22 protein-coding genes are annotated in these 25,112 nt (G+C 46.0%); 15 read left to right on the forward strand and 7 right to left on the reverse strand.

Going from position 1 to position 25,112, the window contains the following annotated elements:
- Positions 1 to 54: 54 nt before the first annotated feature.
- The 3 genes from R7E47_RS19780 to R7E47_RS19790 all read left to right on the forward strand — a co-directional run bounded on the left by R7E47_RS19780 (position 55) and on the right by R7E47_RS19790 (position 2,891).
- A complete protein-coding gene (locus R7E47_RS19780; protein ID WP_206954276.1) occupies positions 55 to 738 on the forward strand; it encodes a hypothetical protein in 684 nt (227 codons plus the stop codon).
- Between the two features lie 318 nt (positions 739 to 1,056).
- The gene (locus tag R7E47_RS19785) at positions 1,057 to 2,466 is read left to right on the forward strand and encodes a hypothetical protein (protein ID WP_318085024.1); all 1,410 of its coding nucleotides are present in this window, start codon (positions 1,057 to 1,059) and stop codon (positions 2,464 to 2,466) included.
- A 92-nt stretch (positions 2,467 to 2,558) separates the two neighbouring features.
- On the forward strand, positions 2,559 to 2,891 hold the full coding sequence (locus tag R7E47_RS19790) for a hypothetical protein (protein WP_079878982.1): 333 nt from the start codon (positions 2,559 to 2,561) through the stop codon (positions 2,889 to 2,891).
- 21 nt (positions 2,892 to 2,912) lie between these two features.
- Here R7E47_RS19790 and R7E47_RS19795 read toward each other — a convergent pair whose 3' ends face one another.
- The 5 genes from R7E47_RS19795 to R7E47_RS19815 all read right to left on the reverse strand — a co-directional run bounded on the left by R7E47_RS19795 (position 2,913) and on the right by R7E47_RS19815 (position 12,579).
- On the reverse strand, positions 2,913 to 3,830 hold the full coding sequence (locus tag R7E47_RS19795; protein WP_158174272.1) for a ParB/RepB/Spo0J family partition protein: 918 nt from the start codon (positions 3,828 to 3,830) through the stop codon (positions 2,913 to 2,915).
- A complete protein-coding gene (locus R7E47_RS19800) occupies positions 3,827 to 4,600 on the reverse strand; it encodes a ParA family protein (RefSeq protein WP_054579117.1) in 774 nt (257 codons plus the stop codon). Before R7E47_RS19800 ends, R7E47_RS19795 begins: the two co-directional genes overlap by 4 nt.
- A 3-nt stretch (positions 4,601 to 4,603) precedes the next feature.
- Positions 4,604 to 4,843, reverse strand: coding sequence for a hypothetical protein (locus tag R7E47_RS19805; protein WP_017634062.1), 240 nt, complete (start codon positions 4,841 to 4,843; stop codon positions 4,604 to 4,606).
- A gap of 552 nt (positions 4,844 to 5,395) precedes the next feature.
- Complete coding sequence (locus R7E47_RS19810; RefSeq protein WP_206954274.1) at positions 5,396 to 5,821, reverse strand: hypothetical protein; 426 nt, start codon at positions 5,819 to 5,821, stop codon at positions 5,396 to 5,398.
- A gap of 38 nt (positions 5,822 to 5,859) precedes the next feature.
- A complete protein-coding gene (locus R7E47_RS19815; protein WP_206954273.1) occupies positions 5,860 to 12,579 on the reverse strand; it encodes an SNF2-related protein in 6,720 nt (2,239 codons plus the stop codon).
- 381 nt (positions 12,580 to 12,960) lie between these two features.
- On the opposite strand from R7E47_RS19815, the gene R7E47_RS19820 reads away from it, so the two are divergent.
- Positions 12,961 to 14,634, forward strand: coding sequence for a portal protein (locus R7E47_RS19820; protein ID WP_238952808.1), 1,674 nt, complete (start codon positions 12,961 to 12,963; stop codon positions 14,632 to 14,634).
- Between the two features lie 13 nt (positions 14,635 to 14,647).
- Positions 14,648 to 15,601, forward strand: a complete 954-nt coding sequence (locus R7E47_RS19825; RefSeq protein WP_206954268.1) for a head processing protein — start codon at positions 14,648 to 14,650, stop codon at positions 15,599 to 15,601.
- 91 nt (positions 15,602 to 15,692) lie between these two features.
- On the opposite strand, the gene R7E47_RS19830 is transcribed toward R7E47_RS19825, so the two are convergent.
- A complete protein-coding gene (locus R7E47_RS19830; protein WP_064369748.1) occupies positions 15,693 to 16,046 on the reverse strand; it encodes a hypothetical protein in 354 nt (117 codons plus the stop codon).
- 542 nt (positions 16,047 to 16,588) lie between these two features.
- Between R7E47_RS19830 and R7E47_RS19835 the strand changes: the two genes are divergently transcribed.
- Together R7E47_RS19835 and R7E47_RS19840 are read left to right on the forward strand one after the other, a co-directional pair.
- Positions 16,589 to 17,509, forward strand: a complete 921-nt coding sequence (locus R7E47_RS19835; RefSeq protein WP_206954370.1) for a hypothetical protein — start codon at positions 16,589 to 16,591, stop codon at positions 17,507 to 17,509.
- A gap of 89 nt (positions 17,510 to 17,598) precedes the next feature.
- Positions 17,599 to 18,675 carry a replication initiation protein gene (locus R7E47_RS19840; RefSeq protein WP_054577229.1) on the forward strand — a complete coding sequence of 359 codons (1,077 nt, stop codon included), beginning with the start codon at positions 17,599 to 17,601 and terminating at the stop codon, positions 18,673 to 18,675.
- A 1,726-nt stretch (positions 18,676 to 20,401) separates the two neighbouring features.
- On the opposite strand, the gene R7E47_RS19845 is transcribed toward R7E47_RS19840, so the two are convergent.
- Positions 20,402 to 20,635, reverse strand: a complete 234-nt coding sequence (locus R7E47_RS19845) for a hypothetical protein (RefSeq protein ID WP_206954369.1) — start codon at positions 20,633 to 20,635, stop codon at positions 20,402 to 20,404.
- Positions 20,636 to 20,774: 139 nt separating this feature from the next.
- On the opposite strand from R7E47_RS19845, the gene R7E47_RS19850 reads away from it, so the two are divergent.
- From R7E47_RS19850 to R7E47_RS19885, 8 genes are all read left to right on the forward strand, one after another.
- On the forward strand, positions 20,775 to 21,206 hold the full coding sequence (locus tag R7E47_RS19850) for a hypothetical protein (protein WP_161441356.1): 432 nt from the start codon (positions 20,775 to 20,777) through the stop codon (positions 21,204 to 21,206).
- On the forward strand, positions 21,181 to 21,483 hold the full coding sequence (locus R7E47_RS19855) for a helix-turn-helix domain-containing protein (RefSeq protein ID WP_017634072.1): 303 nt from the start codon (positions 21,181 to 21,183) through the stop codon (positions 21,481 to 21,483). Before R7E47_RS19850 ends, R7E47_RS19855 begins: the two co-directional genes overlap by 26 nt.
- 3 nt (positions 21,484 to 21,486) lie before the next feature.
- Positions 21,487 to 22,026 carry a single-stranded DNA-binding protein gene (locus R7E47_RS19860; protein WP_206954368.1) on the forward strand — a complete coding sequence of 180 codons (540 nt, stop codon included), beginning with the start codon at positions 21,487 to 21,489 and terminating at the stop codon, positions 22,024 to 22,026.
- Positions 22,027 to 22,029: 3 nt separating this feature from the next.
- Positions 22,030 to 22,329, forward strand: a complete 300-nt coding sequence (locus R7E47_RS19865; protein ID WP_206954367.1) for a hypothetical protein — start codon at positions 22,030 to 22,032, stop codon at positions 22,327 to 22,329.
- A 56-nt stretch (positions 22,330 to 22,385) separates the two neighbouring features.
- The gene (locus R7E47_RS19870) at positions 22,386 to 23,789 is read left to right on the forward strand and encodes a hypothetical protein (protein WP_206954366.1); all 1,404 of its coding nucleotides are present in this window, start codon (positions 22,386 to 22,388) and stop codon (positions 23,787 to 23,789) included.
- Positions 23,786 to 23,983, forward strand: a complete 198-nt coding sequence (locus tag R7E47_RS19875; RefSeq protein ID WP_169628928.1) for a hypothetical protein — start codon at positions 23,786 to 23,788, stop codon at positions 23,981 to 23,983. Before R7E47_RS19870 ends, R7E47_RS19875 begins: the two co-directional genes overlap by 4 nt.
- A gap of 86 nt (positions 23,984 to 24,069) precedes the next feature.
- Positions 24,070 to 24,651, forward strand: coding sequence for a hypothetical protein (locus R7E47_RS19880; protein WP_206954365.1), 582 nt, complete (start codon positions 24,070 to 24,072; stop codon positions 24,649 to 24,651).
- Positions 24,651 to 25,109, forward strand: a complete 459-nt coding sequence (locus tag R7E47_RS19885; protein WP_169628926.1) for a hypothetical protein — start codon at positions 24,651 to 24,653, stop codon at positions 25,107 to 25,109. The genes R7E47_RS19880 and R7E47_RS19885 overlap by 1 nt, the downstream gene beginning before the upstream one ends.
- The last annotated feature ends 3 nt before the right edge of the window (positions 25,110 to 25,112 follow it).

The raw sequence follows: 25,112 nt of genomic DNA on the forward strand, positions 1-25,112 counted from the left end.
GCCACATCGGCGGCCTAAACCGGAGAGAATCAAGTGTTAAGCTTAAGAGAAAAAATGACGCTCAACCGCGATGCTGCGGGTTTGTTGAAAGAGCTTAAGAGTGGCCAGCTATCGATTGGTGAACGCATCAAAAAGAACCGTGAGCTGGTGGAAATTCTTAATAAACTGACAGGCGCTAACCAAAAGGTTGAGCAGGAACCGGTATCAAGTTCGGATGAGCCAATATCGGTAGAAGAATTTTCCAAGTTAGGCCGCTCCGATAAGATTGAAAAGCTCAATGAAGTGCTACTTTTGCCTAACTGGTACGAATACGAAATGGCGTTTTTCCCTAACTACCAAATGGTTGAAAAGGGGGATAACTACGTTGTTTACAAGGATGGCGAAAACTTCCAGTTTGGCTACAAGGGGCATGTTGCGCGCGGTTTGGACTACTGGAAAAACGATGCGGGCTCAGCCAAGAAAAATGGTGGTTTTGGTAGCTGGTCGCGCGCTGACCGTAGCAAAGCTATCAAGATCATCACTAAGCACATTGAGCAGAGTGAGCGCGACAATGGCGAACGTCCAGTTGAACAAAGCGAACTGGTTGCGAGATTCCTTGCAGGGGAGTTTAATACAGCCAAGCCATCGTTGTTTGTTGATGTAATGCGAGACGTTCACTCAGAGGGCTTGAAGCTAGATAGCATCAAGCAAAAAGCGATTGAATGGTTCGAGCACAATCCTGACAAACTGGCCGCTTAAGTTTTCGCATGCGAGAACTTTTTTGCATGGAGCGCGAAAGACACGGATGTTTTCGCATGCGAGAACTTTAAAGAATCTCGTTCGATATAGTTTTCGCATGCGAAAACTTTTCAGAGAACTTGAGAAAAAACGATGAATGTTTTCACTAAAATCCGAGCAGACTATTACTACAAGCAATCTTTAAACCTTGCACTAGCAGCCAGCGAACGTCATAACTACGCCAAGGCGCTTTTCGCATTGCTTAAGAGCCTTTAATCCTTTTCCCTGTCCCAAAAGTTTTCGCATGCGAAAACTCGCCACTCCACCGGAGCAGTCAAATTGAACCAACTCACATCAATTAGCGCCGAAATCAAAGAGGCGAAAAACATCAATGACCTAGCCGAGATTGTTCAACTGTACGCAACAGACAATCCAAAACCCAAGCTAGGTCGCACCAGCTACGTTGTGACAGCAAAAGGCGACGAAGTGGAAACAGGATTTAAAGTCGTGGAAGCCAGCGACCTTATTCCATCGAACGACTTAGACGGTCGAATCAATCCGAACTTCCCGCAAGAGCTGCAACCGCGCGACCGTACTCGCGTATCCTCAAAATTGCAGATCTCAAAGATGGCCAACGATTTGCGTCCACAACAATTAACCGATTCTGGACTATCTAGCCACGGCGCACCGATTGTTGGCTCGGATAATGTGGTGGAGTCGGGGAACGGTCGAACCATCGCTATCATCAAAGCGTATCGAGAGGGCAAGGCTGATAAGTACCGCCAGTTCCTAATCGACAATGCGGAGCGCTTCGACCTATCACCGGAGAAAGTTGAGAGCATGCGCGAGCCAGTGTTGGTTCGAGAACGTGTCACCAAAGTTAACCGTGCTAAGTTTGCCCGAGACTCCAACCTCTCTGACTTGCAACAGATGAGCGCCGCCGAGACGGCTTGGGTTGACGCAGAGCGCATCGATGACCGCATGATTGCTCTATTCCAACCGAGCGAAACAGGCAACCTTTTGGCCAAGTCTAACCAAGGATTTATAAACAGTTTCTTAACTGAAATTGGGGATAATTCAACCGCCGGACTACTTACCGAAGATGGCCGACCAACCAAGCAACTGATTGAGCGCATGCAAAATGCCGTGTTTGCCAAGGCGTACAAAAACGAGAAGTTGGTGAAGCTGGTAGCCGAGGAAGCCGATCCCGAAATTCGCAACATTTTGAGCGCGCTAAACGGCGCAGCAAGCGCGTTTGTTGAGATGCAATACCTTAGCGGAGAGGTGCATAAAAACACGTCTGGAACGCTGGCAGAAGCCGTGGAAATTAACGCCTCACAACCTGACCTCGCTAAGTCAGCACTTGACTCACTGGTGCAAGCAACCGAGTTAGTGAGACAGGCCAAAGATTCCGGTCAGCACATCGATGAGCTATTAGCTCAGTCCGGTTTGTTTGGCGACAACGATCCCGAGGCCGAAGCGCTGGCGAGATTCATTGCTGCTAACAACCGAAGCGCAAAACGCATGACACTGGCATTTAAGGCAATGGCCGAGGCAATCAATAGTGAGTTGCTTCACCAAGGCCAAGCGCTCGGGGATATGTTTGGCGGCGGCGGTGCATCGCTTATTGATATTCTTGGGCGTGTAAATCAAGAGCTAGAAAATGAGGGGGTACAAACAGGCTTTATGTTCGAGTCTAGTGTGCAACTGGACGAACTTGCAAACGCTTCGAGGCATGCTATAAAATAGTTCTTGGCATATATTGCCTATACAACCTTTATAGACACAAAAACGCCAGATTTAATTGTCAAATCTGGCGTTTTTGCATTTGGGAGTAGGGGATGTTTACTATCAGGCATCGTTATCACTACGGGCTAATCGACATAAACGAAGACGGCGTTGCCGATGGCCATTCAGTCGCAGGGAATGAGATCCCCGCTTTAAGGAAAGATGGCGAGTATATCTACAGACCATTTAAAGGGGCGCTAGATAATATCTATCTACTGCATGTCCAAAAGGTAAAGCTGGTGAATATCGTCGCTTATTGCGATGACGAACTAGGGCTATTTGGCTGGCAAGACGTGCCGCTCGATCACTATGTGGTTGGTGTCTACCGTGACGGCGGGTATTACGTCCTAACGAAAAACGGGCAGCTAATTAGCCACCCGCTTTAAAAGTTTTCGCATGCGAGAACTTTACACACGATACCCAACTAATTGAGCTTCACCAACTGGCACTTGCTCAAGTTCGCCATCATCAAACAGTACCGTTAGCTTGTCGCTATGCTTACCAGATGCGAACACCAAACCATGACGGTCATTAACCATCACACAAATGCTGGTAGGCTTTTGGTTTGCCGTAGGCTTTTTGCTTACTGGTGTCTTATCGGTCTTTTCTGCTTTCTCTGGTTTGCTAGGTTGAGGTGCAACTTCCACCTTGCTATCTAGCTCGCCAGTGCGCAGTTTTACACAATCTTGGCGTGTTAGCTTCTCGCCGCTTTCCAGCGCTTCACGAACGCGCTCAGAGTTATCGACGGTTGCTTTGCGTAGTTCGTTGATGGACTCTACATCACCAATAATCCCTTTTTGGAATGCTTCCAAAACAAAGTCAGGAGCTTTAAGCACATTTAGGTATTTCGAAATGTAGCCGTCTGATTTGCCAAGGCGCTTAGCCAAGCCACGGTTATCCAGATTGTGCTTTTTCTTTGCTTGGTCAAACGCCTTACCTAATTCGATTGGCGTTAAATCTTCTCGCTGAATGTTTTCGATGAGCTGACCAAAAATATCGCCCTTTTCACGGACAATACATTCAACGTGAGTTAGCTTGTCGCTCAACATAGCGGCGCGCCAACGGCGTTCACCCTCTTGGATTTTGTATCCCTTGCCATCGAACGGGTAAACAACGACAGGTTGAATTTGGCCGTTTTCTTCTAGGCTTTCGCATAACTCAAGTAGTGATTCATCGTTAAATTCTTCACGAACTTGCTCAACTGAATACAAAGAGTCTTTAGGGATAGCCAGCACTTTCGCTGCATCGCGGATTTCTACCGCTGATTCATCCAAGAGATTATCTAGGTCGCTAAGCTTGATTCGATCTCTTAAGCTTTTGGTCATGCTGTCACCTCTACCATGCGCTTGCAAAGCTCATCACAAACCGCTGTAAAGCCGAATTTATCAGCCGCTTTAGGGTTGGTTTCAATCAGTGCTTTGCCTTGGTTTAGAGCTTCACTTACGCGCGTTGTTTTAATCAGTTTGTTTTCAAAAACTAGGTTGCCGTACTCTTTACGAAGTTCCGCTTCCTGTTCGCGCTGGTCGTTTGTAATGTTGGCTTCGATAAGGTTTAGGACAATGCCTAATACTTCCAAGTCAGGGTTCATTCGACGGATTTGGCGCGAGGTCTTAACCAGCTCATTAACGCCTTTGATCGACATTTTTTGTGCTTGGCTAATGATAAGTAGCTTACTGGCCACAAGTAGCGCTGCATGCTGTAGCGCGTTCGCCGCTGGTGGACAGTCGATAAAGATATAGTCGTAGTCGTCTTTGATAAGGTCGATAGACTCAGCCACGTTTAAGATTTGTGATTGAGTAATGTTACCCATGCGCTTATCGCCGCCAATAACGTGTACGTTTTCGCTGACTTCGAAAGGTTTAGCCTTTACTGGATTTTCAAAAAGGTTGTAAGCGTTGTGTAGGCAGCTCGCAGATGTGTACTCTGGATTCTCGACCATTTCCGGTGCGATTGAGCCGCCTAAGTTGTTTTGTGGGTCAAAGTCCAGGAATAGACATTTGTTGCCTTGGCTAGCGATGCTAATGCCAAAGTTGTAAGTACAAGTTGTTTTACCAACGCCGCCTTTTTGGTTGGCAATCGCCATGATAATGCTCATTAATTAATTTCCTTTGCTGGTGGAATTTGTTTGCTGTTTTGGTTTGCTCAGTGCTACCTCAAGATCCTCGATATAGCACTGAACTACGTAATCAGTTGTACCGCCGCCGTGCATTGCTTTGTAAATAGCAGTGTGGCAAGGGCTTACACCCTTAACGCCATCAATGAGCTGCTTGGCTTTTCTGGTACTTCCTGCCTTTTGGACTAATTGATTTAATCTTTCGCATCGTTCCTTGGATGCCATATCAATGCCTCTCGATTGTTGTCACTGGCAACAGGCACACACTATACGTTGCCAGTAGCAACAGCACAAGAAAAAAAAGTAACAAACAGAACCGATTGCACAAGTTTTCGCATGCAAGAACATTAGATAAATTGTGAGATTGATTCCATGTGTTTTCGCATGCGAAAACTTTTTGACAATTCTATTACTTAACTAGGTTACAAAGAGCAGCGTCAACAGGCATAAGAAGGGAAAAGCACCTAGTTGCATAATTCATTGTTTTTAATAAAAAATATTGAAAAACCTGTTGAATATGAAAATTATTTCATATACATTAAATTACAGATAGGCGGCAACAAAACTATTAGGGGTAGGATTGATTGCATCAAAGCTTATCTGTTCAACGTGCAATCCCCGCCATTTGTTCAGTGGCGGGGTTTATTTTTTCTATCTCAAAAGTTTTCGCATGCGAGAACTTTAAAACATCCCATTCCGTATAGTTTCGCATGCGAGAACTTCTTACCAAATTTCATGCAAAAAAATACCCGCCAAAAATGACGGGCATGCGAAAACTTAACGCATCGATTTGCTGTTAACACTCCACGCTTCGAGATTTACGTCCTCGATAGAATATTCAAATTCTTCATCATCGACGTAGTAGGTATGTAGGTTTGCTTGCCAGTAGCCTTTATCAACTTGCTCTTGCTGGTACGCCCACGCAGCACACAACAAAATCGCAGGGTCTTCGAAATTGAAGTGTTGCTCTGTGATCACTTCTGAATCGCTGCCAAGGTCATAACCATGCTTGGCCATGAGCGATTTAACCGCCCACCAATAAGCGCCATAGTGACGGTACATGAGCGGATTGGCTTTAAGTGTTTTGTAAATGCCATCTACTTGAGCTTGGATAAATGCTTCTTTGCTTTGCGCTGCTTCTAGCGCCTCATCGAGTAAGGGCTGTAGATCTTCAACGGTAGGCAATTTCACTTGGGTAATCATTGTTGTCTCCAAAAAGTTTTCGCATGCGAAAATTTGAGTTAGGCAGCTTCGGCCATTGTGTTATGAATGGTTAATAGCGATTTCGCTAGCAATTCCAAATCCGCTTTCGCAGAGATAAACCACCAGCCGCCATTAAATTCACTGCTTGTGTTTGATGCGAAGTCAGCGCCGTACTCGGCCTTAGCTTCCTTGTCACCAGCGAACATCACTTTAAGCGAACCTTTAAGGCCATTGTTGTCCATCAAACCAATGCGCTCGTATGGCTCTACAACAATCTCTTTTCGGTTGCGACCGCGCTTAGGCTTCCAGCTAATTGGTGAAGTCACCATTTTAACGTCGATGCCAATGCCTGACATTAGTTCGCTAAACTTCTCGATGCTCTCTACGTTAATGGCAGAGATATTATCGATTTTCACTTTCTGCGTTTCGGTCACTTTAACCTCGGCCTTTTCCGGCTTATCCGCATTTAGGTACTTCTCGATAAATTCCTCACGCTGTGCGCTGCGATAAGTGAATAGCGAACCATACGCACCTTTCATGCGATTCAATGACCAGTCATCCGAGAAGATTAGGCCATCACCGGATAGGAACTCACGTTCGCCAATAGCGTGTAGGTCAGCACATACCTTAAGCATGGTTTCTTGTGAGTTTTCGCCGTAAATCGCATCGACCTTTTTCAGTAGGTGAGTATCGGTCGTTGGTTTGTATTGCGTCATCCAGTACGCGATCTGTGATAGACGTTTCGCACGGTCAGGGTCGTTAGCCACCAGCTTAGTGAAGTCAGCGAATAGCTTATCTTCCAGCTCTGTGCGGTATTCGCTAGAGCGTTCGGTCAGAATATCGGTGTAACGAGTGAACTCACGAGCCGATAGGCGGCGCGCTTCGTGTGCGTTGGTGTAACCTGTCCATTTCAAATTGCTTAGATGGTTATCTAGCTCTTTAAGGAAAGTGATAGACGTTTTGTAAGTCGTCTCTGCTTTCAGCAGCGCTTCTTGATAAAGCTCAGGGTATTTTTCCTCGAATGCTTTGATCTCAAGTGTCACCAGTTCAACAACTTCCTGTTCGCTCACTTGGTTGCCGTTTTCCATCGCCTGTTTGTCCCAATCGCTACCGATAAAGAAACTTAGAATGTCGTGTTCCAACATCACGCGACCTTTATCTTCCAATTGCTTGGTTACTTGGTCGAGTAGGGCTTTCACGATCGCTTTATCGCTCGCATCTGGATAAATCAGCGTTTGGTCTGGTTCAACATCCAACCCCCACGGCGTAGAGAATGAGCCGTCAGCATTGCGCACCAAACAACGGCGGCTATTACCGTAGGCTTTCATTTTCTTCTCTGCTACCAGTTCAAAGAACGTCTCACGGTCAAACGTATGAGCGACTTCACTTAGTGGTACACCTTGGAGCGCTTTTGCTTCTAGCGCAGCTCTATCCTGATTCACTGGCGCAATTTCAATGATGCGCTCAACAGGTAGATCGACATAGTTGCGTGACGCTGGTTCGCCGTCCATTTCAGTAATAAAGCCGTCCACCGTGCCAGATTTACGGTCGAAGTTGGTGATCATGATTGTTGCTTTTGAATCGTACTCGGCGCTCCAAGAACGGCTCTTAACTTCGGCTTTGTAGGTGTAGCCATTACGCACAATCACACCGTTGCGAACAATGTATAACTCTGGATGAGTTAGGAAGTCAGGGTAATCCTTTAACACACCGTCATTGATGGCCAGCTCCATTGCTGGTTTCAATTTCTTGATGGTATCGCTCGCTTTGTCGCGGTTTTTGGTCGCTGCCTCATAGGTTTTGATTTGGCTTTCTAGCGCAAACAGTCTGCCTTTGGTGCGTTGGTAGTTTTTGTGCTGCCAACTGCCGCGCTTCTCGCCCTCGGCACGTAGGCGATCTTCTTCCACCTCTTTGCGTAGTGGCTCTAACTTCTCGCGTAGCTCGGCCAGCTCGCCCTCAACCGCACTCACATCCAAAGCAAGCATTTGGGTGGCTTTGATGTACTTGCTAACGTTAATACTTGCTAGTCGGCGTTCCTCTAATTTGCGCTTGCGCTCAGCTTGACGCTTAGCCGCTTCGATACGGGCTTTCGCCTCTTCTGGATTTGCTGCCAGCATGATTGCAGTTTCGTCGGCTGCGTCTGCATCGGCGTTCGCAATGTACTTTTCATCACCTTTGAACATTGTCTCAATCCAAGTGGCTTTGCGTTGGATTGTGGCCAAGCGGAAATCATCGAATGAGCCTTTCGACGTGTAGTAGTGAACGTTCACGCTGTTTTGTTTAGAGCCAACACGCGCGCCACGGCCATTACGCTGTGTGATACTCATTGGAGTCCAAGGTAGCGTTAAGTGGTGAATATCGGTTGTGCCATGATGCAGGTTGATGCCGACTTCGCCTTTTTTATTGAGGATCATGAATTTGTATTTCGAGGTGTTGTAAGCATTGGCCATTGCTTCCAAACCCGCTTCCTCATCGTCCTCAGTCGCTTTAGAGCCTTTCTTACCCGCAACGGTATCGCTGTTCAAAATACCGATTTCAGACAGCTTACAACCAACAAAATCCGCAATGATTCGCGCGACTTTCTTGTGCTGTGTTTTTTCTTCGGTAAAGACAAGCTGCTTACCGCCAGCCAGATAAATCTCGCGCGCGTTCTCAAGGAACTTGGCGTACTTAGGGGAGACAGGGTGCGTAAATTTCAACTTGGCCTTGTCACAAATGTTTGTGAATCGGTCATCAAGTTGCTGGTGGAGCTGAACCACGCAGTGATCGCCCTCGACCTTAACGCTCTTATCAACCTTAACTTGGATTTTGCTTAGCTTAACCGTGCCGTCTGGTGCCACATCCTCAAAAGCGACCGTGACGGTATTTGGTAGCTTAGCGACTGCCGCCTCTACCTCTTTCTTGCTGTCCTTGGCGAATCGGTAGGTAACACGCTCATAGTACAAATCAAGGTCTGTACTTACCTTGTCCATTTTACGGATTAGGCCGAAAACCGTGTCGTTAGGGTATTGCTCGACAATCTCTTGGTTTTCGTCTTTGTCTGGATTACTGATTGCGTCAGCGCGCTGGCGTAGTTCCTCATATAGCGCTTCCTGTTCGCTATTCATTTGGACAACGCTTTGCTGGCTAATCAGGTCAGGAATGTGAACGTTGGCACCAACGGATTTAGCATCCTCGATCGTCATGTAGCGGTTAACGATGTTTCGAAGTGCGTCTAGGTTTTGGAATCCGAGTAGGGCTTCACGCTGTTCAACTTCGCCCGAGATCTTAGTAACCAGCGCTTCGCCAGTCTTACCAAACATGCGGATAAAGTCGTCGCTGTCAAAGATCCCCATCTTGGCAAACGTGTCTGCCGGAATGATGTGGGACAGCATATTGAACATATCAACAGGGCTGTTTACGGTTGGCGTAGCTGTTAGGAAGTAAACGCCTCGACCGTCATTGCGAGCCTTAATGACGTTGTTCTTAAGCTGCATATCGATAGCGCGATCGGCTTGCGCTTGGCTAGGCAAGAATGCCAGATTGTTTCGGTATGAGCCGCCCTTGTACGAGTTGCGGAAATCATGCGCCTCATCGACCATAACCGAATCGAATAGCAAGTCCTCAAAGTACGGTAGTTCTTCGTTTTTGGCCGTACCATCGTCAGCATATTTCGCTTCAAAGCGCGCGTTCTTCGCTTGCTCTGTGTGACTTTCCGCTTCCTTAACTAGCTTGCTTGAACCAGCAATCAAACCAGCATCGCGCATTTCAAGCACGTTGGCCGAAATCGTTTCCGGCTTCAATGGAATGCGGTTGTACACGTCTTTTGTCATTACCACGATGCGAGCGGTTGACTGTGTAAGCTGGTGGAGCTGTTCTGCTACGCGCTTGCCGTTTGTGTCTACGGTCAGTTTGGCGCGCAAGATAGGATCGCCTTTCTTGTCTAACTTCGGTTCGCCCGTTTCATCTAATACCGGTTCCCGAATGATTTTTCCGTCATCGTCTTTGTGAACTTCAAGGCCGATAAATACCTTGTCAGATAGATTGCTTTCACCAAAGAACAGGTCGGACTCATAGAACCAGTTCTCTAACACGGATTTAGGAACAACGATGGCCACACGGTTAGCGCGTTTGGTTTCTAGGTTGTGCTGCACGAGGCCAAGGCCAGTGAGCGTTTTACCCAAGCCAGTACCAAAGGCAATAATGCCGTTACCGTCTGCACTGTGACGGCGAATCGTTGAGTTTTGGTAAGGTAGGAACTCAATCGCACCAGATACGCCATTTAGCGTTAGTGGTGAGTCATCAAACTCCGGCTTAATCCAACCGTTAAACGTATTGTTGTAAACCTGTTCCAAGTATTCTGAATGGTCAGATGATGCAATCCATGTGGAAAACTCATCATCGAGGCGGCGCATTTGTTCACGGATAAGTGATTTATCTTCGTTCTTACTACCGCCACGAACCGCACCATAGTTGATGTACGATTCAATTTGACGCTCAAATCGCTCATCGCTGTTCGCTGCTTTACCTTTCACGCCATTACGAGTTAGGCCGTCAATCCATTCGCCATCACGCCAGCGGTAGCCAGTAAGGTATTGGCCGGATTCGCTTTGTACGAAATCCTCAAAGCCGTCCTTATCCTCGGTAAAGTCGCCCAAGATAAATTCCGTGTAGCCACGGTCATGCAGGAACTCAAGCATGATGTTTTTAGGAATCCACTTATCGGTAAGCTTCATCTTCACATCGGCAATCGAGATCTTGTTTCGCTTAGATTCGATGGCTTGGATTTGGCGCATGATGTTAGCTTTCACGGTATCGCTGGTGGCCGATACTAATTGTGCGGTCAGCTGATCCATGCGCTTACCGACTAGGCCAGTCGTCGCTTTATGGAATGCCGTCACCGTGCCGTCAGGGTTTACCGCTACCTCATCCATGTTCGCTAGGTAATCAAGCAACTGCTCATCGCTCATCGCATCGATACCGCTTGCGGTGTAATACGTGCGAACGTCATGCAGTGTCAGTGTGGTTATGCCTAGTTCACGGTCACATAGATGGAACACGTCACCAATGCGAGACGAACGGTATTGAACGGTCAGCTCACGCTTAAGGTCGCCTTTGAGTAGGTCAGACAGTTTGCCCTTAGAATCGATCGATGAGTGGTAGTAATTCCATGCAGAGACGTACTTCTCGCTTAAGTTGCTTAGCGCTTTCTTCGATACCTTAGAGCCGCCCATTAGTGCGTTCAGCTCTAACACTTCGCCGCTTAACTTCACGCGATATTGTTCGGTCTGGAAGTCCTCCGCGCCCATTGCCATGTTGGCCAAGTCGCTATTGGATGTCGTTCGGCTACCAGCAACCAGCGTTGCAAGTGTTTGAACTTTCATGCCAAGTAGAATGCCTTTGTAAGCGTGTTCTTGGCTTGCTTTTGGCAGCTTGGCAATCTCGCGCATTAGGGCTTTAAAGTCGTCATGACACAAGTAACCGTAATCTTCGAAAAGCTTGAGCGCTTGGCTGGCCGATAGCTTAAGCATCGATTCAGTAGAGTAGGTGATAGAACCGATCTCATCGGTGTTATCTACGCCATAGGTCGCCTTACTGATAACGCCTGTTTTCGCATTGCTTTCAGATAGCTCCCATTCGCCATCAATCATTTCGTACTGCTGGCCATTGCGGAAAATCGTGTCTCCATCGGAGTATTTCGCGCTCACTGGCTCGCTAACCGCTTCATCGAGTAACATCCAATCAATGCGACTGTCAAAGCGGCGCATTAACGACTCTTTAATATCATCGTTAGAACGGTTGCCACGCTTCACGACTTTGCGCGCAAACTTACCTACGCCCTCAACAGTCTGTTCGCCGTTGATGAATTTCTTACCCTCGCGCTCGAACCACTTACCTTTGAGCCAAGTGTCCCAAAGTACGTTAGATTCAATCAGCGTGTCGCGGTCGGCGCTATCAATCAGTGCTTTCGCTTGGTCGCTGTGTTTGCGCCAGATAACAAGGTCAGTTACTACGCCCGTATCAGCGAACGTGCCCGTTGGTAGTCGGTGCGCGCCCAAAAACTCCGCTTTAAGCGCGAGTTGTGTACGCCACTTCTCAAGGTTTTTCGCATCACAAATACGAGTTGGCAGCACTAGGGCAATCAAGCCACCAGCTTTCGCTTTATCGATAGAACGAGAAACGAAATACTGATCAGCGTACTTAATGTCTTTGTACGCTTTGTCTTTCATCGCGCTAGCGTCTCGAACACCATAAGGCGGGTTGCCGATCACTAGGTCAAAGTCGCCAATGCCAGGATTAGTTGCTACCGCTTCGAATGCCGATTGGATTACATGGTCTTCGGGGTGAAGAATTTGGTTGATGGCCGCTGAGGTCTGATCCATTTCTACCGATGTAGTCAGGGTGCCTTTAGGTTTGGTTTCGCTAAATACGCCCACGCCCGAACTTGGTTCAAGTACGCTACCGCCAGTAAAGTCATAGGAACGAACTGCATCCCAAGTCGCGCTCGCCAGCCATTTAGGCGTGTAGTATTCGTTGGTGGAGCCACCGATACCGCCAAAACCTGTGTAGTCGCGCAGAGCTGCTTTATCTTCGGGTGAAACGTTGGAGTAGTCGCCGTTGTACTTGGCGAGAATGTCTTTGGCTAGTTGGTTAGCCTTAAGGCGCTGGTGGCCTTTTGGAGTGTCGCTAATATCGACAGCGAGCAAGGCTTCAAACTGGCGTACCAGTTCATCGATTGTTGTCGCCTGTTCAATACTGCGGGTTAAATCAGTGTTCATTGAACGTGCCTTTTATTCTTTGGATAAAAGCCAAAAAAAAAGTCGAGCTTTCGCCCGACTTTTTCCTTTCCTATTCCCCATCCCAAAAAAACGCCACTATCAATATCAATTTAAGTTAATGAATAATCTAAAATATCTAAGGAAGTAGATTTTTAGGGACGAGAGAATTATTCCGAACACGGTTATTATCATCAAGAGTAAAAATTAGTGTTTTTGGTGAGTAACCAAGATTCAAAGGCAAGCAGTTGAACTTTGACTAAAAAAAATTAACGCATAGAAAATCAATGATTTATTAGCGTATTGGTCACATTGACGCGATGCGCTATCATCCAAGATCATCCCCATCCCTGTAAAAAGCGCCTCAAATTACCGAGGTCGCACATGTCGCAAAACAAGGCATCAATTGGGCTAGCGGCAGCTTTAAAACAAGCGTTCCCTTTCTTTAACGAGAATGACGATAAAGAGAGTGGGATAAGTTTTGAATCTGGCGCTGGATACACGGGATCGCCATTCCACGATCGCGAACACCAATTAGATGAAAGCAACGGCGCTCTGACCAATGACGGTCGAAAAAGCTCAAACCGCTTTTTTCTGCACAAGCTGCCGAAAGATCGCTTCATGCTATATCCGATACTCAAGGAAATGGCCGAGGACAGCACGATTGATGCCGCGCTCAATCTGCACCTTGGTCACGCTCTTTCGGTATCAAACGACAATGGCATGGCTGTGTATCTTCATCCAACCGATGAGAAGTACGCCGAGTACGTAGGCCGTCTTAACCGAGAGCTGCTAACTCCAATCAACGAAAACCTAATGAACTGGACGTATTCAACGCTGGTTTATGGGGTTAACTATGTTCGCCCATACACGAAAGAGGGCGTGGGTATTACTCACTTTGAGGCCAACTACTACACGTTGCCAAACCAAATTCGTGAGTACGAACGTTCGGGCGAGCTAGCGGGATTTACTGCGGAATATCTACAAACCCGAGCGAACGGCGAACAGGTACGCCTTGCCGAGCCTTGGGCGCTTATCCCACTAAAAATGCCAATCTGGCGACCAGATATGGATATACCGCCAGTTAACTACACTGGCCAGCGCTACTCACTTTATGACGATGCGTATTCACGCATGCCAATCGAGACGCAGAACTACGGCACATCCATTCTTCTTACCTGTTTTGAGGCTTGGTCGATGCTTCGCCAGTCCATTGCAGCGCTCGGCGCAAGTCGTGTGAATGCTTCACTTATCGATCGCATGGTAGCGGTAAACACTGACGGCTTAGATGCGGCCGGAGCTGCGGAATACATCAACATGGTCGCTGACCAGATGAAGCAAGACCGTCAAGAGGTGGTAGACCGTTCCCGCAAGCTAGGTTTCATTCCAACCGTCATCAACACGCTATTGCCATTTATGGGCGGCGCTAAAGGTGGCTTGCAGATCGATACCTTTACCACTGACCCGAATATCTCCCACATCGAAGACATTATGTTTCACCTTAAACGCTTAGCCGGAACGCTTGGCGTAGACCCATCCATGCTTGGGTTTGGTGATCTTCTTTCTGGTGGACTAGGCGAGGGCGGCTTCTTCCGCACTTCGATTCAATCTGCACTACGCGCCAACCAAATCCGCGCAGCCGTGGTGGCGTTCGTTAAGCGCGCTATCGACATTCACACCATCTACCGAGACGGCAAGGTGTGGAATGACAACGATATGCCATTCGAGATCCAATTTAACTCTCTCAACACAGCTATCGAGCAAGAGAAGTTGGCCGCAATGGAGTCGCAAGCGAACTACGCAACCATGCTGACTACCGTGCTTGACCTTATCGAGCAATCCCCAATCGGCAAGTCTCCGAAACTCAAAAACCATCTTTACACGTCCGTTGTTGGCCTCGATTCCGAGCTGGCCAATGAAGTCATTTCCGAGCTCGCGGCTCAAGTGGCCAAGAACGACAAAATGATGGAATCCATTGGCATGACTGACCAAAGCGAAGCGGAACGATTCGTTAGAGACGTAGTTCTCGACCTACTAACCGAAATCCAAAGCCATTAATGGAGAAAAGAAAGTGACAGCAAAAGCACTTAAACAAGTATCCGACCGTTTCAGCCTATTCAATGACGGTCGCAAGCTTAGCGCCAACAAGCGCAATTACATCATCAAAGCCGTGCAAGCGATGATCAACAGCCCACGAACTCAAGAGCTACTACGACTAGGCGAAGCGTATGGTTACTATGGCCATCAATCCCGCCAACGCGCTAATAAGCTCTCAATCGGTGAAACTGAGGTGATCATGATTAATGGTCGTCCGGTTGTGGTAGAAAACGTGCCATCTAACCGCACAGTCTCTATCACCTGTTCAGATGACGGTATTGTTGAACACACTCAAGAGTTTTTAGATACCGATACAGGCCGTATCGCTTTAGGTTTGCACAATAGCCGTGCTGGTGGTTGGAGTTGGGCGACTGGTGGCCAAGATACACGCGAGGCATCGATCACGACTTCATATCACGGTATGGACTACGTGTTGCAGCCGAACTATATCAGCCTAGACCATCCGGCCATGATGATGGAAAGTGCGAACAGCAAGCAAATGATCCTCGAATCGCTACAGGAACAAGGTTTTGATGAGGAATCCGCGCGTAATATCTACGCGAACATGACTCAACAGACCAATGTTGAGCTTGTCGGTGATCTTACTAACCAGCTTATGTACCTAGAAAGCGTGAATGCAGAGTTGCGTGAAAAGGTAGAGCAAAACGCTAAGGCAACCTCGATGCTGCTTGATGTTGTGGACTCTTTACCTATCTATGTAACCGATGCGCAGCGCAGAGCGATCGCCAACATGGCCACCAAGGAAGATCATCAAGTGGTGCGAGCTATGTTTGAGTCGCTAGGTTCCCGAAAAATGGCAACTTTACCGACAAATAGCTACGTTCCAGTAGAGCAAAAAGTGAGTGTTGCGCCTCAAATTAAACAGCAATTCGTCAACTTCGGATCTTCATCACGAAAATTCCAATAAGTTGATCAATTAAAAAGCGCCACCAGCGATTAGTAATTAAGTACAAAAAACACTCAATTAAATCGAAAATTCTGGTGGCCAATTCGGAATTTTATAAATCACTAGGCGCGACAGGACGCAAGTAGAGTTTATCTTTCTTGAAGTGCGTTGGTCGCCAGTCCCAACCAGCGATAGATACGCTATCTCGCGCGCCAGCAATATACGACACTGAGCGCAACACATTGACACCCTTATCAAAGTTAATCGCCTTATCGGCCTTTAGAACGAGTCTGCCGTCTTTTTGGCTATGCAAACCAAAGGTGCAACCTGAGATTGTTACTAACAAATCCAACGGTAGCGCTGGGGCGTTCTTTTTTGGGAACTGTCGGCGCTTAAATTGTTGTTTTAATTGGTTAACTTGAGTTTCTAATTGCTGTTCAGCACTTGGTGGGGGAGTAAATTTCATCACAGAGTTATCCACAAAATTAGGTGTGTTCGGAATATTAACACGTCCAAAAGGAGTTTAAATAGATAAAATTTTTGGTAAACTCTAGCGCCAGATGGTAACGCCCCTTGTTCGGAATCACTTTGATACAGGGACTTGTTTGATCAACCATTTACGATCAATAATAGGGGAGTTTTTCTGTAATTAGATCATGACGATACCGTGATAGAGAGAAAGTGATTCGATTTCGGGCAACAGAAAATAAAAAAGCCCGCTTTGGCGAGCGGGCTTTCTTACTCAAATCGAGCTTTAAGCGGCAAACTTAAAGCGTCACGACAAACGAACTTAAGGAAAGTCATTATGCCGTAATGAATTAGACCGAAGCCTAATCAGGTGAGACAACGAGGTTGGCAGCCAAGAAGTCTCATTTAGATTGAATGTTTTTAAGCGATTTAGAACATCAATCTCAGCGAGCGTTACTTACACCACACTGAAGCAGGTGTAAGTATAACGTTCAAAGAGATCGGTGGCAAATTTTTGCGTCTTTTTTTTGAGCGAATTTTATGCAAATTACACCTCTTTTGCTGAATCCTCGTTACTGGAAGTCAGGATTCAGAACACAAGCTTCCAATATCAAAGCCAATAAACCATTGGCACAACGTAAGCTTGCTTGCCTACTAGAAACTATCTCAAGCTTTATCCTTAAGCATGGTCACACTTGCTTTGCATCAAGCGATACCTTAGCGCGCACCTACAACGAGAACTGTCACCGTTACGGTTGTAAGCCAATCATAAAGCGCACTATTGATAACTACATCAAAAGCGCAAAAGAGCTTGGCCTGATCGCTTATGGCCAGCCAAAGCCAAACAATGCAACAGGTCAGAGTCAACGTCACATCACTCTATGCGTTGATGGCATCCAAAACATGTTCACTGGTGCATACAAATACGCGCTACAAGCGGCAGAGAAGTTTTGTAATAGACAAAAATTGCATTTAGGGGGGGCTTCTGTGGAAAAACCTCTTGAAGCCAGTGCTGACAAGGCTTGCGAGCAATCAGACAAAAACAAAAATTGCAGCATAAATACAAAAGATCTCTCTACAGAGAGTAAAAATAAAATTAATAACGGTATCCCGTCTGATTCTTGGTTTTTGAAAATCTTCAAACGTGACGCTAACGAGGTGAAAGAACTTCAACTAGCTGCTAAGCAAGGCCGCCTATCAGCTAGTGGAGCTCGTCGTGTTATCAAGCTGTACAACAAGCACCAACAGCCTTTAGCGCCTAAGTTCATGTCATACCTTAAGTTTGTAATTGCTAGCTGGCACAACAAGGCTGCAAGCGCCGTGAAAGCTAGCGTGAACAAGGTTCGTGATACAGCCACCATGTTAGCAGAGTACATGAACACCATTTCCGAGAAAGAGTCTCAAGGCTTAGTTGAATACTATCGTGACGCAGTTGGGCGAGTACAAGTCAGGTATCTGTAATCACTGCTTGATGTGAGTATTTCTATACATGCGTGACCTAAAATGTGTCATAATTACCTAAATCTTGTTATTTATGGATGTGCATTTGCATGAGTGATGAAGAATATTTCTACCCTGCGGTAAGCGATAACCTCCCGAAACATATCAAAAAAGGCCATCAACTGGTCTTTAGTCGTCAAGATCTATCCGCTAGGGAAGCAGATATGTTTGCGTTGATGATTGCACATATGAAACCAAGTGATTGGGAACAGAAAACACCACACTATGAGTTTACTTCACATCAATTATCAGAGTGGTTAGGTGTTGAGTCTAAACATATCGGTAGCAACTTAAGTCCAGTAGCGAACCGCCTAGCTAGTCGAAAAATCGGGATAAAGGTGGAAACCCCGAAAGGTGATATTGAATTCGACTATAGACCTCTTTTTAAACATATCGCTTATAAACACGGCATACTTACGATGGTTCCTAACGATATGCTCAAACCTGAGTATATTGAATATAATCAAGGATTTGCTCTGATTAATACTCGCAATTTCTTTGAGGTGAAAAAGGAGTATTCTAAGCGCTTGTACGAACTGCTTAGTCGCTTCAAAGACAAGGGCTTTGAAATGCATGCGCAAAAGCTTAGTGAACTGAAAGGAATATTTGGGCTTTTGGACGAATCAGGGAAGCTGAAAAAAGATAAAAGTTCCTTCAAAAACAACAGCGTATTTATGAAACGTTGTATCAGGGAAAGCATTAAAGAACTTTCTGAACACCCTCAGATTAGCAAAGAGCTTCTATTTTTAGAAAGCAGCCAAGGTGATAAGGGTTTTGAGGTTGTAAAGAAAGGTAGAACCATTACTGGAATCAAGTTTCTCTTCCGGTGGGTTAAACTAGGTTCAATTGATGAACTAAATCAACACGATGCTCTTAAGACAATTCGACAACTTGAATTGAAAAGGCTTCAAAACCAAGTCAGACTCACCGAGTCTGAACTAGAATCACTTGCCATCGCGTACCGCTATGTGGGTAAAGAAGACCACGCTCTTAAAGTTGAAGCTAGCTTGTCAAAGCGACACTCAGAAAAAGAGCAACAAAAGCATGATGATGGAATGCATGAATTAGAGTCGTTAATGGAAAAGATAGATACCCTTTCAGAACTAACCGATACACACGATTACTGATAGCTAACAAGTTTTAGGTCATGGGCTCGATAGATGACATTTTCTAGGTTGAAATGAGCTATGTGACACATTTTAGGTATATGGGAGGGAATTCGACGTGATCATTGACTCGAAAGTAGAAAAAACCGGACAAGACTCCTATACAACCATCTCACACACCTAAAATATGTCATTTAAGAACAGAAACACCTAAAACCTGTTATCCAATCACCTGATATATGATCACTTTCACCTAGATTATGTAGCACTAAAGCCTGTAAGAAGATCACAAACACCTAATAAATGATCAATTAAACCTAGATCTTGTTACTTAAAGACCTAAAAAAAGATCTTTAAACGAGTTAAAACCAATTTAAATCAATACGTTACGGTTCCTATAGATCTTATAGTTCTATAGTTCTCATAGATTGATATAGTTAAATATAGATCTTTATAGCGTATGTGGATAACTGGAAAATCAAAGATTTACACAGTTTCCCACATACACAACAAGTTTTTGTTGTTTGGATGAGTTAATGATCCTAGCTATAGACAACGGCATGCTACAACGAATAACGACCGCATTTGTGTGAGTTCTTGACAAAAACACGAATTGACAGGAAATATTAATTATTGGATAGTTGTAAGTGTGCTCTAGAAGCAACAATGTACTTCTAGAGCGACAACGTTGTCTAGCCGAATAGTGCTTGCACTATGGCTGTGACTAACTTGATTAAAGCAATCAAGAGATCAACTAACTTGACCATATCTACCTCTCCAAAGGCTTATGGTTAAAGACAACGCACAAGGGTTTTTGATGGTGGCCGCCATCGTTTACCCGCATGCACGAAGTGAAGCTTTCTAGCTGCTTCGAGCTTGGTTGGTGATTACATAATTACCTCCTAATTAATTAAAGGTTGGGTTCTTCGAATCCAGCCTTTTTTTATATTCTTCACACCAGCAATGGTTGTGGGGGAACGTTTTGTTCCAATCCTTGCTGAACTTAGTATTTCAGACTCTTAGCCCATTTTGCAAACGGCGAAATGGTATAAAACCTTCTTTGCCGCGAATGGATTCATTCTATTGCATCTCGTAAAAAATAGCCCTGAGATGGCTTTGTGTTTGTTTGCTTTCTGTACATCACCGAGGTTAATGAACGTCTTTGTGTTTGTCTATAAAGATTCGACGTTGTGTATATAGCTCCGTCATACTCAAACTAGGCCGATTATATAACACCTTAAATTTAAACCGGAAATCATCTCGTCCCATAAGACAAATTTGGTCATTATCTATTCAGTTGCTCAGCTTGGGCTCTCATCAAGTTATCCGTTAGCAGCATTAAACACAACTATTTGACGGTGATAAGACGCTAAACGATCCGGTATCACATAAGGCGTTTATTTTTCACTATACCGCGATTTTAAATGGAATGCGTGCTAACAGAACCTTACGGACGAGGTTTCTTGATGAATCAGTTCAAACTATCTTTCGCGATTGATGCTTTCTAATTTCTATTTTTCTTTTATAAAGCGACAGTGTTGTTGTTTAATTTTGTTGGTTTTTGTTTATTTTTGTTGCTGGTGGATGTTTTAATGGGTTTCCGAACGATAAGCTTTTGCTCTATGAGTAGGTGCTTTTTTTATGCCTTAAATTCTTGAACGTTCGGATTAAGTATTGAAGCGAAAAAAAGCTTCGAGTTTCCCCGAAGCTTTTCATTACTCTTATCCCGATAGCTAAACGTATCCGTCTATGCGAGGTGGATTTTATCATCATCCACTTTGAAAAGAGAAGTGTTTATCTTGCTAAGTAGCTTATCTACTGGGATTTTCCACTTTTTACACAAGTCATATAGGTTGTTCTGACCGCTCTTAATTGCATTGGCCAAAGCGAAGTCTAAGACGCTGTTCGAGGTGTTGGTCATGTACTCTTTAACGTCTGCTTGGATTTGGTCGTGAACTTTTTTGCTGTTGTTCTCTGACATTTGCTGATTCCTCATATGAGTCTGTTTGCCTGTTTGCTGAGACAAAAATACATCGTTTCGTTTTTTGTATCAATACTTTTTGCATTGTTTTTTAAGTGGGTTTATACTCCGCATAAAATTTATGTGTTCGGAATGAAAGATGAGTGAGGAAATTTCTGAAATTAAGCGATCTCAACTGGAACAACGGCAAAGAGAGCGAGACAAAAGCTCACCATCAATCCTGGATACATTCGAGGGCATAGAGCTTACGGACGAACGCGAAGCTCTGGCGAACCGGTTACAAGATGCCGATGTGACATTGGATGACAAGCCGGATCGCTGCCCGACTTGCAATGGCACTGGTTACACCAAGTCGTTATTTAGCAAGTGGGAGTGCTGTAGCTGTTTTGGGACGGGTTACGACCTTTCCGATCCGGTTGCCGTTATCAAGTGGCAAAAGCTCTGCCTCGATTGGTCAAAGAATCGGTTACATGAATATCGCGTTGCCTTGATTAAGGCGACCACAACCGAGGAAGAACGACTAGCAAGTGAAGTGGAGAGCTTCTATGAAAATGCGAGACGCAAAGACTAAACAGGCCGCTCGAATCCAATCGCTTGAATATCGACAGCAACGTGCAGCGCGAATCAAGCGAGCGAGACGGCATGCAGATTTAACCATACTCGAAATGAGCAGGTTAATCGGGTTATCACCAGACACTTATCGAAAAATCGAGAATGGCGAAGTGAACCCAAGGGTGCAAAACCTAGAACTGATAGCGGTCTACACAAGTACAGACGTGGGTTATTTGTTCTTTGGTGATGCGATTTCTAACAGAGACGAAGCGGTAAAGAGAGATACCGGAGAATAACGAATGGCTTCAAGAGGCATTAACAAGGTCATTCTGGTTGGTAACTTGGGGTCAGATCCCGAAATCCGATACCTACCAAATGGCGGCGCAGTAGCGAATATCACGGTCGCTACATCCGAAACTTGGCGCGATAAAGCGTCAGGCGAGAACCGAGAAAAAACCGAGTGGCATCGAGTGGTGTTGTTCGGCAAGTTGGCCGAAGTGGCGGGGGAGTTCCTACGCAAAGGGTCACAAGTTTACATCGAGGGTCAATTGCAGACTCGCAAATGGAAAGACCAGCAAGGCCAAGACCGTTACAGCACAGAGGTAGTAGTTCAAGGCTTTAATGGCGTGATGCAAATGCTTGGCAATAACCGAGCTGGTGGCCAGCAACAACAAGGCGGTTGGGGTCAACCTCAACAACCACAGCATTCACCACAGCAACAGGGTGGTTGGGATCAATCTCAACAGCAATACGGCGAGCCACCAATGGACTTTGACGATGACATGCCGTTCCAGAACGAGTTCCGTCATTACAAGATGTTGAGTTACGTGGCGGCTTAAACCATGAGTAAACAAAATTTAGCGTTAGCAACTCAAGACGACTTACTGATTGTACTGCGTCGAATGACCACTAAAGCGCTTATGGAAATGCGCGAAGCGACAGGCGAAACGGACTTTACTGACACACCGAATGCTTTCTATTTCAGTAACCGCGCAATCGCGGCAGAGGTAAACGGGTGTTCGCGAGAGGTGGCCAATCTAATCCAAGAAAGTGATCTCGACTACGTTCACAAAGGTAGCGAAATACTGGTTTGGCTGGATGACTTAGAAGAACGCCTTGAGCGCTTTGCTAACCAAGAATAAGCAAACTTTAACCCTATTCCCTTATCCCAATTTTTGAGTAGTAGAGAAATTTTCCTATGAGCGATGTTTTTACTGTAGAGCTTCCGTGGGGACTTCCTGAAAATTCGCCAATTGAAATCAAAGAATTTGAGATCCCGCTTGTTGGTTTGATGCAGCACATCATCGATGACTTGCAATTCAAACTATCCCAACGCACGGCCAAGGCCGACGAGGCGCTAAAGCAAAAATATCAGGCAATGCTTGATGAACGTACCGAAATCCTTGCAGCGCGTGACCGCGCAATGGCTGGTACTGAGGTGATGCGTAAAAAGCGTAATGAGGCCGAGCAGATCGCAGCCGAGCTACGCGAAGAAAACGAGCGTCTAGGTAAGGACAACCAACGCCTAGAAGCAGAGATCAAACGCCTTACCACTGAGTTGCGTCACGCTCAACAAGAACTGGACGGCATTCCTAAGCTGGTGGAGAACAAGGTAGCCGCTGCATTGGCTAACCAAGTGGCATCATCTGGTGAACTGGAATCGCTTAATCAGCAACTTGAGAGTGTTCAAGAGCAACTACGCATTGCCGAGGATAAACGCAAAGCAACCGCCGCTAAGAACGCGACATTGGATGAGGCATACAAGGCCACTGAATCAGAGCTCACCAAGAGCAAAGAGCACATCGAAATGCTAAGTGAGCTGGTGGCGACTCAAACCGAGCAAATCAACAGCATGAGCGAGGGATTGAAGAACGCTGACGAGAACTATCACTACGTGATGCACAACATTGATGAGGTGTTGGCCTACGCAGCGATCATTGCTCACGAAAACGAAGAACTGCGCAACGACAACCTATATCTAGGTGAAGCGGTTCAATACCACGATCTTAAATCCGTTTGGAAAGGCGGTAACTGGCAAGCCTACATGCTTTGCAAGGCGACAGCGATTCAGCCTCAAGAGGGTCTAGGCAAACCGGATCAGCGTTTTGGTCTGATTTACCTAATGAACACGCATACCGGAGCTGGCCACACGGCTTACATTGGTGAAGATGGTTCCCTATGTATGTCTAAGCTGCTACACGAATCGTGCGTACTGCCACAAGAGTATTGGGAAGAATTTACCGAGGCCGCTAAGCAAGTGCCAGTAGACCAAATTGAGCGAGCTTTAGACCGTGCAGTTAAGCGCACAAAGAAAGTCGTGAGTGTGGCCAAAGTCCTCGATTTGGATTGGTGTACCCAAGTGAACCTAGTAGAGATTGCGCAGCGCTTAAGTGATTACGTGCCTCAACATGAGCTAAACCGAGCGCTAACACACATTGAACTTGCGAAAGAGCTTGCACCACGCAGCGTAAGCCTAATTAAGCGCATCAACAAACGATTCAATACAGAGTACGCGCTGCATTCCGCTGGTGGCCGTATTCCAGATTCACCAAAGAAACCAAGCAAGCCTAAACGTAACCAGAAACGAGGTAAGCGTAAGTGAGCGAGACATACAAGCCATTTTCAGCCGTGCTAGTGACGTACCAATGCGATGACGAGCAGTGTAAAGGCAATGTAGTTCGATTAGGTAAGGTGCGCGTCGATAATGAGTTTGCGCATCGATGCGAGAAATGCAGCAAAGGGTACATGCTGGAAAAGGAATACCCACACTTGGCGCACCAAAGCCACAAATACTGAGATGAATTTAAACCCGCAAGGGATACGCTCCCTTGCTTTTCCTACCCCTAATAAATTGTTTAAGCCAGAAAGCGAGAGGCATGAGCATGAACACTCAAGAACAGTTCGAAACATCCTGCGAAGTTAACACAATGATGGTCGGTTTTAATCCCGAAACAGGCGGAGTGGTTTTGATGGCTCCCTATTATTACGACCATTACCGCGCTGTGCGTGATGTGGTTCTTCAAGCAATTCCAATGCACGTAAGCAAGGTGTACGAGTATGACGAGAACGACAAAGATGCAGTACCGCCTCAAGTAGTCGTGGGAGTGGCGACCAAGATTGCTGAAACGCTACTTATGGACAGCAAGCTATTCCAATTGGCGATGAGTGCCGCTAATGAATTGGAATATGTGTACAAGGGGGAGGAAGAATTTGATCCCGAAATGCACTTGCCTTTGGTGTTAACGAACCTATCTCAACAAGCTTGCGATTACCTGACGAACGAGCTCAAAGACAACATTAAATCGGCAGATGATCGCCCTGGTGGTACGTCAGAAGAAACTAAGCAGATGCTTAGCCTTGTTATGGATATGCTTGACATGCTGAAAGTGGAAACCAAGCCGGATTCAACCGTAGAAGTTAAGAACGTTCAACGAGTTGTAGCTGACGGGGAGACTATTCACTGATGCTGAGAAAATTTACACTAGCGGCGGCCTTGCTGGCCGCTTTTCAAGCGCATTCAGCGCCAGTAGTAACCCCTGTTCGAGTTGCACCTATGCCAGTTCGTGTTGCTCCTGCGCCTGTTCGTCCGGCAACGCCAATCAAAGCATCCACCAGCACAACAAGCACGGCGGCGAATGCTGCTTTAATGATGACCGTGCCAATGATTGTTGCTAACAGTTCTGCGGCACAAACCGATTCTAGCGGCTCGCTGGTGGTCAATCCGATGTTCTTTACGGCTTGCTCGACAGAGCAGTATGAGAGCGCCTTGGTATTCCAAGAGGTGTGCAAGGTAACGAGAGGCATCAATTCATCGTATTGCCCTATCTTGTCGTTCTTTCGAGAGTGCGACCGAGTGGAGTCTGTAGAGGGCTTACAACCAATCAAACCTGAGTATAAACACGTATTTTTTAAGAGTGAGTAAAAC

Origin of the sequence: Vibrio sp. Vb1026, from assembly GCF_033338745.1 — a bacterium.
Taxonomy (GTDB): Bacteria; Pseudomonadota; Gammaproteobacteria; order Enterobacterales; family Vibrionaceae; genus Vibrio; species Vibrio alginolyticus.